14 protein-coding genes are annotated in these 13,040 nt (G+C 69.5%); 11 read left to right on the forward strand and 3 right to left on the reverse strand.

Annotation, left to right across the window (positions count from 1 at the left end):
* Positions 1–124 precede the first annotated feature (124 nt).
* From atpB to ACO1BR_RS05530, 9 genes are all read left to right on the forward strand, one after another.
* Positions 125–919, forward strand: coding sequence for a F0F1 ATP synthase subunit A (gene atpB, locus ACO1BR_RS05490; protein ID WP_426794008.1), 795 nt, complete (start codon positions 125–127; stop codon positions 917–919).
* A gap of 76 nt (positions 920–995) precedes the next feature.
* On the forward strand, positions 996–1,265 hold the full coding sequence (atpE, locus tag ACO1BR_RS05495; protein WP_189295580.1) for an ATP synthase F0 subunit C: 270 nt from the start codon (positions 996–998) through the stop codon (positions 1,263–1,265).
* Between the two features lie 43 nt (positions 1,266–1,308).
* Entirely contained in the window at positions 1,309–1,872 is a 564-nt protein-coding gene (locus ACO1BR_RS05500; protein ID WP_426793861.1) for a F0F1 ATP synthase subunit B, read from the forward strand.
* On the forward strand, positions 1,869–2,684 hold the full coding sequence (locus ACO1BR_RS05505; RefSeq protein ID WP_426793862.1) for a F0F1 ATP synthase subunit delta: 816 nt from the start codon (positions 1,869–1,871) through the stop codon (positions 2,682–2,684). Before ACO1BR_RS05500 ends, ACO1BR_RS05505 begins: the two co-directional genes overlap by 4 nt.
* Positions 2,685–2,900: 216 nt before the next feature.
* Positions 2,901–4,493, forward strand: a complete 1,593-nt coding sequence (gene atpA, locus ACO1BR_RS05510) for a F0F1 ATP synthase subunit alpha (protein WP_159508046.1) — start codon at positions 2,901–2,903, stop codon at positions 4,491–4,493.
* A 23-nt stretch (positions 4,494–4,516) separates the two neighbouring features.
* Positions 4,517–5,437 carry a F0F1 ATP synthase subunit gamma gene (locus ACO1BR_RS05515; RefSeq protein WP_426793863.1) on the forward strand — a complete coding sequence of 307 codons (921 nt, stop codon included), beginning with the start codon at positions 4,517–4,519 and terminating at the stop codon, positions 5,435–5,437.
* A 5-nt stretch (positions 5,438–5,442) separates the two neighbouring features.
* Positions 5,443–6,885, forward strand: a complete 1,443-nt coding sequence (atpD, locus tag ACO1BR_RS05520; RefSeq protein WP_426793864.1) for a F0F1 ATP synthase subunit beta — start codon at positions 5,443–5,445, stop codon at positions 6,883–6,885.
* Between the two features lie 108 nt (positions 6,886–6,993).
* Positions 6,994–7,377 (forward strand): F0F1 ATP synthase subunit epsilon, encoded by a 384-nt coding sequence (locus ACO1BR_RS05525; protein WP_030065547.1) that lies wholly within the window; start codon positions 6,994–6,996, stop codon positions 7,375–7,377.
* Positions 7,378–7,493: 116 nt separating this feature from the next.
* Positions 7,494–7,937 (forward strand): DUF2550 domain-containing protein, encoded by a 444-nt coding sequence (locus ACO1BR_RS05530; RefSeq protein WP_159508043.1) that lies wholly within the window; start codon positions 7,494–7,496, stop codon positions 7,935–7,937.
* Between the two features lie 344 nt (positions 7,938–8,281).
* Here the strand turns inward: ACO1BR_RS05530 and ACO1BR_RS05535 are convergent, their stop codons facing one another.
* Both ACO1BR_RS05535 and ACO1BR_RS05540 read right to left on the reverse strand, forming a co-directional pair.
* Positions 8,282–8,971 (reverse strand): response regulator, encoded by a 690-nt coding sequence (locus ACO1BR_RS05535; RefSeq protein ID WP_426793865.1) that lies wholly within the window; start codon positions 8,969–8,971, stop codon positions 8,282–8,284.
* Positions 8,968–10,203 (reverse strand): sensor histidine kinase, encoded by a 1,236-nt coding sequence (locus tag ACO1BR_RS05540; protein ID WP_426793866.1) that lies wholly within the window; start codon positions 10,201–10,203, stop codon positions 8,968–8,970. Before ACO1BR_RS05540 ends, ACO1BR_RS05535 begins: the two co-directional genes overlap by 4 nt.
* Positions 10,204–10,392: 189 nt before the next feature.
* Here ACO1BR_RS05540 and ACO1BR_RS05545 point away from each other — a divergent pair, with 189 nt between their 5' ends.
* Positions 10,393–10,971 carry a hypothetical protein gene (locus tag ACO1BR_RS05545; protein WP_426793867.1) on the forward strand — a complete coding sequence of 193 codons (579 nt, stop codon included), beginning with the start codon at positions 10,393–10,395 and terminating at the stop codon, positions 10,969–10,971.
* 39 nt (positions 10,972–11,010) lie between these two features.
* Here ACO1BR_RS05545 and ACO1BR_RS05550 read toward each other — a convergent pair whose 3' ends face one another.
* On the reverse strand, positions 11,011–11,583 hold the full coding sequence (locus ACO1BR_RS05550) for a cob(I)yrinic acid a,c-diamide adenosyltransferase (protein WP_426793868.1): 573 nt from the start codon (positions 11,581–11,583) through the stop codon (positions 11,011–11,013).
* 554 nt (positions 11,584–12,137) lie between these two features.
* Here ACO1BR_RS05550 and ACO1BR_RS05555 point away from each other — a divergent pair.
* Positions 12,138–12,986, forward strand: coding sequence for a 3-hydroxyacyl-CoA dehydrogenase family protein (locus tag ACO1BR_RS05555; protein ID WP_426793869.1), 849 nt, complete (start codon positions 12,138–12,140; stop codon positions 12,984–12,986).
* Positions 12,987–13,040 lie beyond the last annotated feature (54 nt).

A 13,040-nucleotide genomic window follows, 5' to 3' on the forward strand; every position in this document is an offset into this window, starting at 1 on the left:
ACCAGCCGCCCCCCAATCCGTAAGACCAGTCCAGTGCCGCTCCGTGGCTCAACGCCGCGCCGACACAACGAGGTTGCCGTACCCATGCGCCACGCTGAAGGAGCTCGCGGTGAGTGCTGAAACGATGCTCGCCTTCGAGACCGACTGCCACATCTTTTCCGGGTGCGGCTTTGATGCTCCCGGGCTTCATAACTTCGTCTTCGAGCCGCTCTTCACCATCGGCGGCTTCGAGTTCAACAAGCCGATGCTGCTGGCTCTGCTCAGCACGGTCGTTGTGGTGTGGTTCTTCTGGGCTGCATTCGGCCGGGCGAAGGTGGTCCCCGGAAAGCTTCAGATGATCGGCGAGGCGGGCTATGACTTCGTGCGCCGTGGGCTCGTTTACGACGCGCTGGGGAAGAAGGAGGGCGACAAGTACGTCCCGTTCATGGTCTCGCTGTTCTTCTTCGTGTGGATGATGAACATCTGGTCGATCATCCCCGTCGCCTCTTTCCCGGTGACGTCGGTGATCGCCTTCCCCGCCGGACTGGCGGCGATCGTCTACATCCTGTGGGTCTTCCTCACCTTCAAGAAGCACGGCTTCGTCGGCGCCTTCAAGAACTTCTCCGGCTACGACAAGTCGCTCGGCTGGGTCCTGCCGCTGCTGATGGTCATCGAGCTCTTCTCGAACCTGATCATCCGGCCCTTCACCCACGCGGTCCGGCTCTTCGCCAACATGTTCGCCGGCCACCTGCTGATCCTGATGTTCACCATCGCCAGCTGGTACCTGCTGAACGGCATCGGCTTCGTCTACGCCGGCGCCTCGTTCGTCATGACCCTCCTGATGACGGCCTTCGAGCTGTTCATCCAGGCCGTCCAGGCGTACGTCTTCGTCCTTCTGGCCTGCAACTACGTCCAGGGCGCGCTCGCCGAGCACCACTGAGCACCCCGCCTCCCACCCCAACAGCTGTCCGGTGGCCAACCCCCACCGGTATGTGAAACGAGAAGGAAGTAACGGCATGTCCGCTGCTCTCGAGATGGTCAACCACCTCGCCGCCGCCGGTGACAACGCCAAGACCACGGTCGTCGGCAACGTCGCCTCGATCGGTTACGGCCTCGCCGCCATCGGCCCCGGTGTCGGCGTCGGCATCATCTTCGGTAACGGCACCCAGGCCCTGGCCCGCCAGCCCGAGGCCGCCGGCCTGATCCGCACCAACCAGATCATGGGTTTCGCCTTCTGTGAGGCTCTCGCCCTGATCGGCATCGTCATGGGCTTCGTCTACAAGTAAGCCGAAGCCACATCGACTATCCATTCAGACGGAAGGCACTGATGTGAACGCCCTGAACTTGGCGGTGGAGGTTCCTGAGAACCCCCTTGTCCCGCCGATTCCAGAGCTGGTCATCGGCCTGATCGCTTTCTTCATCGTCTTCGGCTTCCTCGCCAAGAAGCTCCTCCCGAACATCAACAAGGTTCTGGACGAGCGCCGGGCGCAGATCGAGGGCCGTATCGAGGATGCCGAGGCGACTCAGGCCGAGGCCCAGCAGGTTCTCGCGGACTACCGGGCCCAGCTCGCCGACGCTCGTCACGAGGCCGCGCGCCTGCGCCAGGAGGCGCAGGAGCAGGGCGCGACGCTCATCGCCGAGATGCGCGCCGAGGGCCAGCGGCAGCGTGAGGAGATCATCGCCGCCGGTCACGCCCAGATCGAGGCGGACCGCAAGGCGGCGGCGCAGGCGCTGCGCCAGGACGTGGGCCAGCTCGCCACCGAACTGGCCGGCAAGCTCGTCGGGGAGTCCCTTGAGGAACACTCCCGCCAGAGCCGGACCATCGACCGCTTCCTCGACGAGCTCGAGGCGAAGGCGGCGTCGGACACGACGAAGGCTGAGGCCGGCCGATGAACGGAGCGAGCCGCGAGGCACTCGCCTCCGCACGCGAGCGGTTCAACGCGCTGACGGACCACACCTCCGTCGACGCGGTGAAGCTCGCCGAGGAGCTGGCTGCCGTCACCGCTCTGCTCGACCGCGAGGTGTCGCTGCGTCGGGTCCTCACCGACCCGGCGCAGGGCGGCGAGGCGCGCGCCCAGCTGGCCGAGCGACTGCTCGGCGGCCAGGTCGGCGAGGCGACTCTCGACCTGGTGACCGGCATGGTGCGCTCCCGCTGGTCGCGCTCGCGTGACCTGCCCGACGCGATCGAGGAACTGGCCTACAGCGCCGACCTCGTCGCGGCGCAGCGGGACGACCGGCTCGACGACGTCGAGGACGAGCTGTTCCGGTTCGGCCGCATCGTCGCGTCCAGCCCTGAGCTGCGCCGTGCGCTCACGGACCGCAACGCGTCAGCCGCTGCCAAGACGGAGCTGCTGCGCACGCTGCTGGGCGGCCGGGCCAACCCGGTCACCGAGCGCCTCGTGATCCGTCTTGTCGCACAGCCGCGGGGCCGTAGCCTGGAGGCAGGGCTCGAAGCCCTCTCCAAGCTGGCGGCGGCTCGCCGGGACCGGATGGTCGCGGTGGTCACCTCCGCGGTGCCGCTCAGCGAAGGGCAGCGGCAGCGTCTCGGCGCCGCACTGGCCGAGCTGTACGGACGGCAGATCCACCTGAACCTCGACGTGGACCCCGAGGTCCGCGGCGGCGTCCGGGTCCGGATCGGCGACGAGGTCATCAACGGGACCATCGCGGACCGCCTCGAAGAGGCAGCCCGGCGGATGGCCGGCTGATCCAGCCACCAACTCAAGAGCTGCACAACCGACGGCCAGGCACCGGACCGGCCGGCCGGACCGAAAGGTCCGGCTGCGGTCCGGAAGACGCCCCGGAAGAACAGCACAAGCATGACGGCGGCCCGAGTTGGGCCGTAAGCGGAAAGCCCCTGGGGGGACGAGCCCCCCGGACCCCGCAAGTAACTTCGGGCCCAACAAGGAGAGCAGGGAACCCAGATGGCGGAGCTCACGATCCGGCCGGAGGAGATCCGGGACGCGCTGGAGAACTTCGTCCAGGCGTACAAGCCGGACGCGGCCTCGCGCGAAGAGGTCGGCACGGTCAGCGATGCCGGTGACGGCATCGCGCACGTCGAGGGCCTGCCCTCGGCGATGGCGAACGAACTGCTGAAGTTCGAGGACGGCACGCTCGGTCTTGCGCTGAACCTGGAAGAGCGCGAGATCGGTGCGGTCATCCTCGGCGAGTTCAGCGGCATCGAGCAGGGCCAGCCGGTGCAGCGCACCGGCGAGGTGCTCTCGGTCGCCGTGGGCGAGGGCTACCTCGGCCGCGTCGTCGACCCGCTGGGCAACCCGATCGACGGCCTCGGCGAGATCGAGACCGAGGGCCGCCGCGCCCTGGAGCTCCAGGCTCCGGGCGTCATGGTCCGCAAGTCGGTGCACGAGCCCATGGAGACCGGCTACAAGGCCGTCGACTCGATGGTGCCGATCGGCCGCGGCCAGCGTCAGCTGATCATCGGTGACCGCCAGACCGGCAAGACCGCCCTGGCCGTCGACACGATCATCAACCAGCGCGACAACTGGCGCTCGGGCGACCCGAAGAAGCAGGTCCGCTGCATCTACGTCGCCATCGGCCAGAAGGGCTCCACCATCGCGTCCGTGCGCGGCGCGCTGGAGGAGGCCGGTGCCCTGGAGTACACCACCATCGTCGCCGCCCCGGCGTCCGACCCGGCGGGCTTCAAGTACCTGGCGCCCTACACCGGCTCGGCCATCGGCCAGCACTGGATGTACCAGGGCAAGCACGTCCTGATCATTTTCGACGACCTCTCGAAGCAGGCCGACGCCTACCGCGCCGTGTCCCTGCTGCTGCGCCGCCCGCCGGGCCGTGAGGCGTACCCGGGCGACGTCTTCTACCTGCACTCGCGTCTGCTGGAGCGCTGCGCCAAGCTCTCCGACGACATGGGCGCCGGCTCGATGACCGGTCTGCCGATCGTCGAGACCAAGGCCAACGACGTGTCGGCGTTCATCCCGACCAACGTCATCTCCATCACCGACGGCCAGTGCTTCCTGGAGTCGGACCTGTTCAACGCCAACCAGCGTCCGGCGCTGAACGTCGGTATCTCCGTCTCCCGTGTCGGTGGTTCCGCCCAGCACAAGGCCATGCGCCAGGTCTCCGGCCGGCTCCGCGTGGACCTCGCCCAGTACCGCGAGCTGGAGGCGTTCGCCGCCTTCGGTTCCGACCTGGACGCGGCCTCCAAGGCGCAGCTGGAGCGCGGTAAGCGCATGACCGAGCTGCTCAAGCAGGGCCAGTACGCCCCCTACGCGACCGAGGACCAGGTCGTCTCCATCTGGGCCGGCACCAACGGCAAGATGGACGACGTGCCGGTGGAGGACATCCGCCGGTTCGAGCGGGAGCTCCTGGACTACATGCACCGGGAGAAGAAGGACCTGCTGACCAGCATCCGCGAGGGCGCGAAGATGTCCGACGACACCATCGGTGCGATCTCCGAGGCCGTCGACGGCTTCAAGCGGCAGTTCGAGACTTCGGACGGCAAGCTGCTCGGCGACGACGCCCCGGCCGCCACGAGCAAGTGACGACGACGGAAGGGACCTGATCCATGGGAGCCAAGCTCCGGGTCTACAAGCGTCGCATCCGCTCCGTCTCCGCGACCAAGAAGATCACCAAGGCGATGGAGATGATCGCCGCCTCGCGCGTCGTCAAGGCGCAGCGCCAGGTGGCGGCGTCGACGCCGTACGCGAGTGAACTGACCCGTGCGGTGACAGCGGTTGCCACGGGCTCGAACACCCAGCACCCGCTGACGACCGAGGCGGAGAAGCCGACCCGGGCCGCGCTGCTGCTCATCACGAGCGACCGCGGTCTGGCCGGCGGATACTCCGCCAACGTCATCAAGGCCGCGGACCAGCTCACCGAGCGGCTGCGGGCCGAGGGCAAGGAAGTCGACGCCTACATCGTCGGGCGCAAGGGTGTGGCCTACTACAGCTTCCGCGAGCGCACGTTCGTGGAGTCGTGGACCGGCTTCACCGACAACCCGACGTACGCGGACGCGAAGAAGATCGGCGCACCGCTGATCGAGGCCGTCCAGAAGGGCACCGCCGAGGGCGGCGTGGACGAACTCCACATCGTCTACACCGAGTTCATCTCGATGATGACGCAGACCGCGCTCGGCGACCGGCTGCTGCCGCTGTCCCTCGACAAGGCCGCGGCCGAGTCGGACGGGCAGGCCAAGGGCGAGATCCTTCCGCTGTTCGACTTCGAGCCGTCGGCCGAGGACGTCCTCGACGCGCTGCTGCCGCGGTACGTCGAGTCGCGGATCTACAACGCACTCCTGCAGGCCGCCGCCTCCAAGCACGCCGCCACCCGGCGTGCGATGAAGTCGGCGACCGACAACGCAGAAGAGCTCATCAAGTCGCTCTCGCGGCTTGCCAACGCGGCCCGCCAGGCCGAAATCACCCAGGAAATCAGCGAGATCGTCGGTGGCAGTGCCGCACTGGCCGACGCGACCGCGGGGAGTGACTGACAACTATGACCACCACTGTTGAGACGGCCACGGCGACGGGCCGCGTCGCGCGGGTCATCGGCCCGGTCGTCGACGTGGAGTTCCCCGTCGACGCGATGCCGGACATCTACAACGCACTGACCGTCGAGGTCTCCGACCCGGCCGAGAAGGGCAAGCAGAAGACGCTGACCCTTGAGGTCGCGCAGCACCTGGGCGAGGGCCTGGTCCGGGCGATCTCCATGCAGCCCACCGACGGTCTGGTCCGTCAGGCCGCGGTGACCAACACCGGCGCCGGGATCTCCGTCCCGGTCGGCGACGTCACCAAGGGCAAGGTGTTCAACACCCTCGGTGAGATCCTGAACAAGCCGGAGGCCGAGTCCGAGATCACCGAGCGGTGGCCCATCCACCGCAAGGCGCCGAACTTCGACCAGCTTGAGTCGAAGACCGAGATGTTCGAGACCGGCATCAAGGTCATCGATCTGCTGACCCCGTACGTCAAGGGCGGCAAGATCGGTCTGTTCGGTGGTGCCGGTGTCGGCAAGACCGTTCTGATCCAGGAAATGATCTACCGCGTGGCCAACAACCACGACGGTGTGTCGGTGTTCGCCGGTGTCGGCGAGCGCACCCGTGAGGGCAACGACCTCATCGAGGAGATGACCGACTCCGGCGTCATCGACAAGACCGCGCTGGTCTTCGGTCAGATGGACGAGCCGCCGGGCACCCGTCTGCGCGTCGCGCTGGCCGGCCTGACCATGGCCGAGTACTTCCGCGACGTCCAGAAGCAGGACGTGCTGTTCTTCATCGACAACATCTTCCGCTTCACGCAGGCCGGTTCCGAGGTGTCGACCCTGCTCGGCCGGATGCCCTCCGCGGTGGGTTACCAGCCGAACCTGGCCGACGAGATGGGTCTCCTCCAGGAGCGCATCACCTCGACCCGTGGTCACTCGATCACCTCGATGCAGGCGATCTACGTCCCCGCGGACGACCTGACCGACCCGGCGCCGGCGACCACCTTCGCCCACCTGGACGCGACCACCGTTCTGTCGCGTCCGATCTCGGAGAAGGGCATCTACCCGGCGGTCGACCCGCTGGACTCGACGTCCCGGATCCTGGACCCCCGCTACATCTCGCAGGACCACTACGACTGCGCCTCGCGCGTCAAGACGATCCTGCAGAAGTACAAGGACCTCCAGGACATCATCTCCATCCTCGGTATGGACGAGCTCGGCGAGGAGGACCGGCTCACGGTCTACCGCGCCCGGCGTATCGAGCGGTTCCTGTCGCAGAACACCCACGTGGCGAAGCAGTTCACCGGTGTCGACGGCTCGGACGTGCCGCTGGACGAGACGGTCGCGGCCTTCAACGCGATCGCCGACGGCGAGTTCGACCACTTCCCGGAGCAGGCGTTCTTCATGTGCGGTGGCCTGGAGGACCTGAAGAACAACGCCAAGGAGCTTGGCGTTTCCTGACCCGTGCTCCCGGTCCGGGGGCGGCCCTGGCCGTCCCCGGACCGTACGACCACTAGTATTTGACCCAACATCTGCCACACCAGGCAGGTGGAGACCCGAGGAGCCATCGTGGCTGAGCTGCACGTCGAGTTGGTCGCCGCGGACCGGCAGGTCTGGTCCGGCAAGGCCAGCCTGGTCGTCGCGCGCACCTCGTCGGGCGACATCGGCGTCATGCCCGGACACCAGCCGCTGCTCGGCGTGCTGCAGTCGGGCCCGGTGACGATTCGTACGACGGGTGAGAGCGGGGACGGCACCGTCGTCGCCGCGGTGCACGGCGGCTTCATCTCGTTCGCCGACAACAAGCTGTCTCTGCTCGCGGAGATCGCCGAGCTGTCGGACGAGATCGATGTCCAGCGCGCGGAGCGGGCCCTGGAGCGGGCGAAGTCGGATGCTGACGCAGCCGCCGAGCGCCGCGCCGATGTCCGGCTGCGTGCGGTGACGGGCGTTCACTGAGCCCCGTCAGCGACGAGATCGATCCTCAGCCGCGGGCCGCCCGGAGTTCCGGAGCGGGCCGCGGCTGAGGCAATGCAGGTGCGATTCCCGAATACACAGCGAGGAGGTCGGTCGAGATGGTCCTCGCTCTGCTTGTGAGCGGCGCGGTCGTGGTGCTGGTGCTGGTGGGACTGTTCGTCTTCGGACTGAGGCGACGGCTCATCCAGCGGTCCGGAGGCACGTTCGACTGCAGCCTGCGCTGGAACGTGCCGGAGAACGAGCCCAGCGGCAAGGGCTGGATCTACGGCGTGGCGCGGTACAACGGCGACCGGATCGAGTGGTTCCGGGTCTTCTCGTACGCGCCCCGGCCCCGTCGCCTGCTGGAGCGCTCCGCCATCGAGGTGCTGGAGCGCCGTACCCCGCAGGGGGAGGAGGAGCTGGCACTGCTCTCCGACTCCATCGTGCTCGCGTGCCGGCACCGCGGTACCCGCGTCGAGCTGGCGATGAGCGAGGACGCGCTCACCGGCTTCCTGGCCTGGCTGGAGGCGGCACCCCCCGGACAACGAGTCAATGTCGCCTGAACAAGAGGTGTCTCGATGGGCGGGGGTCCCCGGACGGAGTCTGGGGGAGGGGCAACGTGGCGTACTGGACGTAGTGGCGTAGCGACGCGGCACGGGCGCAGTGCCGCGGCACGTGGCGTGGTGGCAAGGGCGCGTGGCGTGGTGGCGCGGGTGCGGCAGGTGTAGTGGCGCGGGGCGGCTTCGGCGCGGTCCGGTGCTGCGCTGCCGGGGCCCGGACCGCGGATCCACGGGAATATCCCCATCCCCCGCCCCGTTGTGGCCCCGTAGGGGGCGCTGCCTCCCCCTACGGGATGCGTTCGACCGCCCCCTACTGCGCGTCCGTGTCCTACGGCGCGTCCACCCCCCTACGGCGCGTCCACCCCCAACTCCTGTGCCAGCACGGCCGCTTGCACCCGGCTGCGCAGGTCCAGCTTGGCCAGCAGCCGGCTGACGTGGGTCTTCACGGTGGCCTCCGCCATCGCCAGTCGCAGTGCGATATCGGCGTTCGACAGCCCCTGGCCGAGACACCCCAGCACCTCGCGCTCGCGCGGCGTCAGTGCGTCCAGCACCGCCGGATCGGGCGTCTCGCGGCACCGCGGGGTTCGTACCGCCGCGCGGGGCCGGGCGAACTCGGCGATCAGCCGGCGGGTCACGGCCGGGGCGATCAGCCCCTCACCGGAGGCGACCGTGCGCACCGCGGTCAGCAGCGCCGCCGCGTCGCTGTCCTTGAGCAGGAAGCCCGCGGCGCCGGCGCGCAGGGCGCCGAAGACGTACTCGTCCAGGTCGAAGGTGGTCAGCACCAGGACGTCCGCCAGCTGTTCCGCGACCACCTGTCGGGTCGCCGAGACCCCGTCGAGCCGGGGCATCTGGATGTCCATCAGGACCAGGTCGGGGCGTAACGTGCGGGCCAGACGGACGGCCTCCTCGCCGTCCACCGCCTCCCCGACGACTTCGACGTCGGGCGCGGAACGCAGGATGAGGACCAGCCCGGCCCGTACGGCGGACTGGTCCTCGGCGACGAGGACCCGGATGGGCTGCGCGGCGGCGCCTGTCATGGTTGTTCTTCCTCCCCGGTGGCGGGCAGCGTCGCCCGCACCAGCCAGTCTCTTCCTTCCGGCCCGCTCTCGGGGCCGGCGTCGAACTCCCCGCCCAGCAGGGCGATCCGCTCGCGCATGCCGACGAGCCCGGCGCCGGAGCCCGGTGCGCGGGGACGCGGCCGGTCGGCGTACGGACTGCGTACGAGGACGACGAGCGCGCCCTCGCGGCCGTGGGCGATACGCACCCGGACCCGGCCGGGCGCGGCGTGCTTGAGGGCGTTGGTCAGTGATTCCTGGACGATGCGGTACGCGGCCAGCTCGACCGGTGCGGGCGGCTTCGGTTCCGCGTCCGGGCCGGTCAGCCGCCGGGCGTCGTCGAGGTCGAAGGTCAGGCCGCTGCCGGCGCCGTTCGTACGGGCCTGGTCGACCAGGGCCTCCAGTCCGTCGAGGGTGGGCGTGGCGGCCGGTTCGTCGCCGTGCCCGGTGGCCTTCGGATCCCGTAACAGCCCGATGAGGCGGCGCATTTCGGCCAGGCCCTGGACGCTGTTCTCCCGGATCACGCCCAGCGCCTCGCGGGTCGCGGCCGGGTCGTCGATGGTCTGCGCGGCGGTGGCGTGGATGGCGATGGCGGACAGGTGGTTGGCGACCAGGTCGTGCAGCTCGCGGGCCATCCGGGCGCGTTCGCCCGCCACCGCCTGGGCGCGGTCCATCTCGGCCAGCAGCGCGGTCTGTTCGGCCCGCAGCCGGGCCGTCTGCGCGGCGTCGCGGTGGTTGCGGATGATCACCCCGGTCCAGGCCGGGGCGGTGGTGATGAGCGCGATCCCGATGCTGATCAGCACGACCTGCGGGTCGCGCCAGACCGCCGTCAGCACGATCGTGGCCAGCACCGTCACCAGTACGGAATGCACCGGGATCCGGCGGGCCGCGGCGGGCGGCCCGTACAGCACCGCCGCATAGACCACGTCGGTGAACATCAGGACGGTGGCGACCAGTGTGCCGGTGGCGATGTCCAGCGCGAGGGCCGGTACCGCGACGGCCAGTGCGGCCATCGGGGCCGTACGGCGCATCAGTTCGGCCGCCGACATCGCGGTGAGCGCGAGCAGCGTCAGCGGTGCGGGCAGGCCGAGGACCGGCGGCCCGCCGTGCAGATCCAGCGTCCACAGCAGCAGCCCGACGAGCAGCCCGCCGCTCGCGATGATGACATCGAGGCGGTGTGGCCGGCCGGGCGCGGCGGGGGATCTTGCGGTCATCCCTCCATGAAACACGGCGCCGGGGCCGGGTGCCGCGCCTCCGGCTCATCCGGCTGTTCCCCGGGCTACATCGAAAGATGCAGCCCCGGATCATCGCCTGCGACGACGTACCGGGCGGTGGCGGCTGGAACGCTGGAGATGTTCGGTCCGAGCGGTCCTGGACTCGGAGCGGCCGGAGAGGAGACTGCCGTGGTCGTCACGCTGATCATCGCCTGCGAGGTCGGGTTCTGGGTGCTGCTGGCCCTGGGCCTGGCCCTGCGGTATCTCGCGCGGATGCCGCGTACGGGTGCGGCGGTGCTGCTGCTGGAGCCGCTGCTGGAGCTGGCGCTGCTGATCGTCACCGCGATCGACCTGAAGAACGGCGCCTCCGCGGACTGGAAGCACGGCCTGGCCGCCGTCTACATCGGCTACACGGTCGCCTACGGCCACTACACGATCAAGTGGGTCGACGGGCACGTCGCGCACCGCTTCGCGGGCGGCCCGCGCCCGGTCAAGCACTACGGCCTCGCCCGCTTCAAGCACGAGCTGAAGCTGGTGCTGCGGACGGTGCTGATGGTCGGCGTCGCGGTGGCGCTGCTCCAGGGCGCGATCTGGTACGTGGGCCACGACGGCGACACCGCGTCGCTGCAGCACTGGCAGATGATGAGCCTGCGCATCCTGATCATCCACGGCGTGATCGCGCTGACGTACCTGGTCTTCCCGAGCAAGGCGCCGCGCCGGGCCGCCTCGGGGGAGGCGGCCCGGCCCCAGGAGAAGTCGCTGCGCTAGGTGTGCTGTCCGGGCAACACGCCTGGCGGGTCGGCAGGTTCAGCGCTCGCCACCCGGTACCCAGAGCACGTCCCCGACCTCCTTGTTGGCCGTCCGGGCCAGGATGAACAGGAGGTCGGAGAGGCGGTTCAGGTACGTGGCGGTGAGCGGGTTCATGGTCTCGCCGTGCTGCTCGAAGGCCGCCCAGGTGGAGCGCTCGGCGCGGCGGACGACCGTGCACGCCTGGTGGAGCAGGGCGGCGCCGGGCGTGCCGCCGGGGAGGATGAAGCTGCGGAGCTTCTCCAGTCCGGCCAGGAAGCGGTCGCAGTCCGCCTCCAGCTTGTCGATGTAGGACTGCTCGACACGCAGCGGCGGGAACTCCGGGTTCTCCACCACGGGCGTCGACAGGTCGGCGCCGACGTCGAAGAGGTCGTTCTGCACCCGCAGCAGCACCGCGGCGACGTCCTCCGGCAGCGAGCCGAGCGCCAGCGCCACCCCGATCGCGGCGTTGGCCTCGTTGGCGTCCGCGTACGCGGCGATCCGCGCATCGGTCTTGGCGGTGCGGCTCATGTCGCCCAGGGCGGTGGTGCCCTTGTCGCCGGTGCGGGTGTAGATGCGGGTCAGATTCACCATGAGGCGAGCCTACGCCGCGGCCCCGCGGACGGCCCGGGGCGGAGCGACGTGGCGGCCGGAGCGCCGTGGTGCACCGGCCGGTACGGCGGCGGACGCGGACCCGGTAAGGGCCCGGGGTCGTGGCGTGCGCCGCACCGTCTGACGGCGGGTCAGACCCGCTGGGCGCACCAGGGCCTGAAGGCCCGCGGCGCCCACGAGGCGCTCCGCCGCCGCGGCCCTGCCGAGGGCGCCGGCGAGGCGCCGGACCTGCCCGGCGAGGCCGGGGGAACCGCCGATCGGGAAGGGGCTCAACTCCGCGGTGCGGGTGGCCGGATGACGGCCCTCAGGGGGTGCGGGGCGCGCCGCGCCGGTGTGATGTCCGTCATGGAGGCCGGGCTGCGGCCCGAATCGCCTCGTCACGGGGATTGGGGTCTCCCCTGCTCGAACGAAGTGGGGAGCTTGGGGAAGGCGGGTGACGGTGGCGAGTGACGCGCATCTCTTACCCACCAATCGATCGCCAACGACCGCTAACGTCACTGAGGACCGTCAAATGCACAGGGTGTGAGGGGACAGCAGTGGCAAAGAAGCTCGCCGTCATCGGCGCCGGACTCATGGGTTCCGGTATCGCGCAGGTCTCGGCTCAGGCGGGCTGGGACGTGGTGCTCCGCGACGTGACGGATGAGGCGCTGGCCCGCGGCAAGGGCGGCATCCAGGGCTCGTACGAGAAGTTCGTCGCCAAGGGCAGGCTGGACGCCTCGGCCGCCGAGCAGGCGCTGGCCCGCATCACCACCACGACCGACCTGGACGCGGTCGCCGACGCGGACATCGTCGTCGAGGCCGTCTTCGAGAGGATCGACGTCAAGCGGGAGATCTTCCAGGCGCTGGACAAGCTCGCCAAGGACGACGCGGTGCTGGCCTCCAACACCTCGGCCATCCCGATCACCAAGATCGCCGCGGCCACCTCCCGCCCCGAGCGGGTCGTGGGCACCCACTTCTTCTCGCCGGTGCCGATGATGCAGCTGTGCGAGCTGGTGCGCGGTTACAAGACCAGCGACGAAACCCTCGCCACGGCACGGGAGTTCGCCGAGTCCGTCGGCAAGACCTGTGTCGTCGTCAACCGCGACGTGGCCGGCTTCGTCACCACCCGGCTGATCTCGGCGCTGGTCGTCGAGGCCGCCAAGCTCTACGAATCGGGCGTCGCCAGCGCCGAGGACATCGACACCGCCTGCAAGCTCGGCTTCGGCCACGCGATGGGACCGCTGGCCACCGCGGACCTGACCGGCGTCGACATCCTGCTGCACGCCACCGAGAACATCTACACCGAGTCCCAGGACGAGAAGTTCGCGCCGCCGGAGATCATGCGGCGGATGGTCGACGCGGGCGATATCGGACGCAAGAGTGGGCAGGGCTTCTACGAGCACTGATGCCGCGTCAGAACTTGGGTCCGACAGTGTCACCCCGTGGGGTGAATTCGGTAT

Origin of the sequence: Streptomyces sp. YGL11-2, assembly GCF_050054615.1 — a bacterium.
GTDB lineage: Bacteria > Actinomycetota > Actinomycetes > Streptomycetales > Streptomycetaceae > Streptomyces.

Coding starts and splice junctions, on each gene's coding strand:
- atpB (WP_426794008.1), top strand. CDS start 125: ATGCTCGCCTTCGAGACCGACTGCCACATCTTTTCCGGGTGCGGCTTT.
- ACO1BR_RS05505 (WP_426793862.1), top strand. CDS start 1,869: ATGAACGGAGCGAGCCGCGAGGCACTCGCCTCCGCACGCGAGCGGTTC.
- atpD (WP_426793864.1), top strand. CDS start 5,443: ATGACCACCACTGTTGAGACGGCCACGGCGACGGGCCGCGTCGCGCGG.
- atpE (WP_189295580.1), top strand. CDS start 996: ATGTCCGCTGCTCTCGAGATGGTCAACCACCTCGCCGCCGCCGGTGAC.
- ACO1BR_RS05535 (WP_426793865.1), bottom strand. CDS start 8,971: ATGACAGGCGCCGCCGCGCAGCCCATCCGGGTCCTCGTCGCCGAGGAC.
- atpA (WP_159508046.1), top strand. CDS start 2,901: ATGGCGGAGCTCACGATCCGGCCGGAGGAGATCCGGGACGCGCTGGAG.
- ACO1BR_RS05530 (WP_159508043.1), top strand. CDS start 7,494: ATGGTCCTCGCTCTGCTTGTGAGCGGCGCGGTCGTGGTGCTGGTGCTG.
- ACO1BR_RS05540 (WP_426793866.1), bottom strand. CDS start 10,203: ATGACCGCAAGATCCCCCGCCGCGCCCGGCCGGCCACACCGCCTCGAT.
- ACO1BR_RS05550 (WP_426793868.1), bottom strand. CDS start 11,583: ATGGTGAATCTGACCCGCATCTACACCCGCACCGGCGACAAGGGCACC.
- ACO1BR_RS05515 (WP_426793863.1), top strand. CDS start 4,517: ATGGGAGCCAAGCTCCGGGTCTACAAGCGTCGCATCCGCTCCGTCTCC.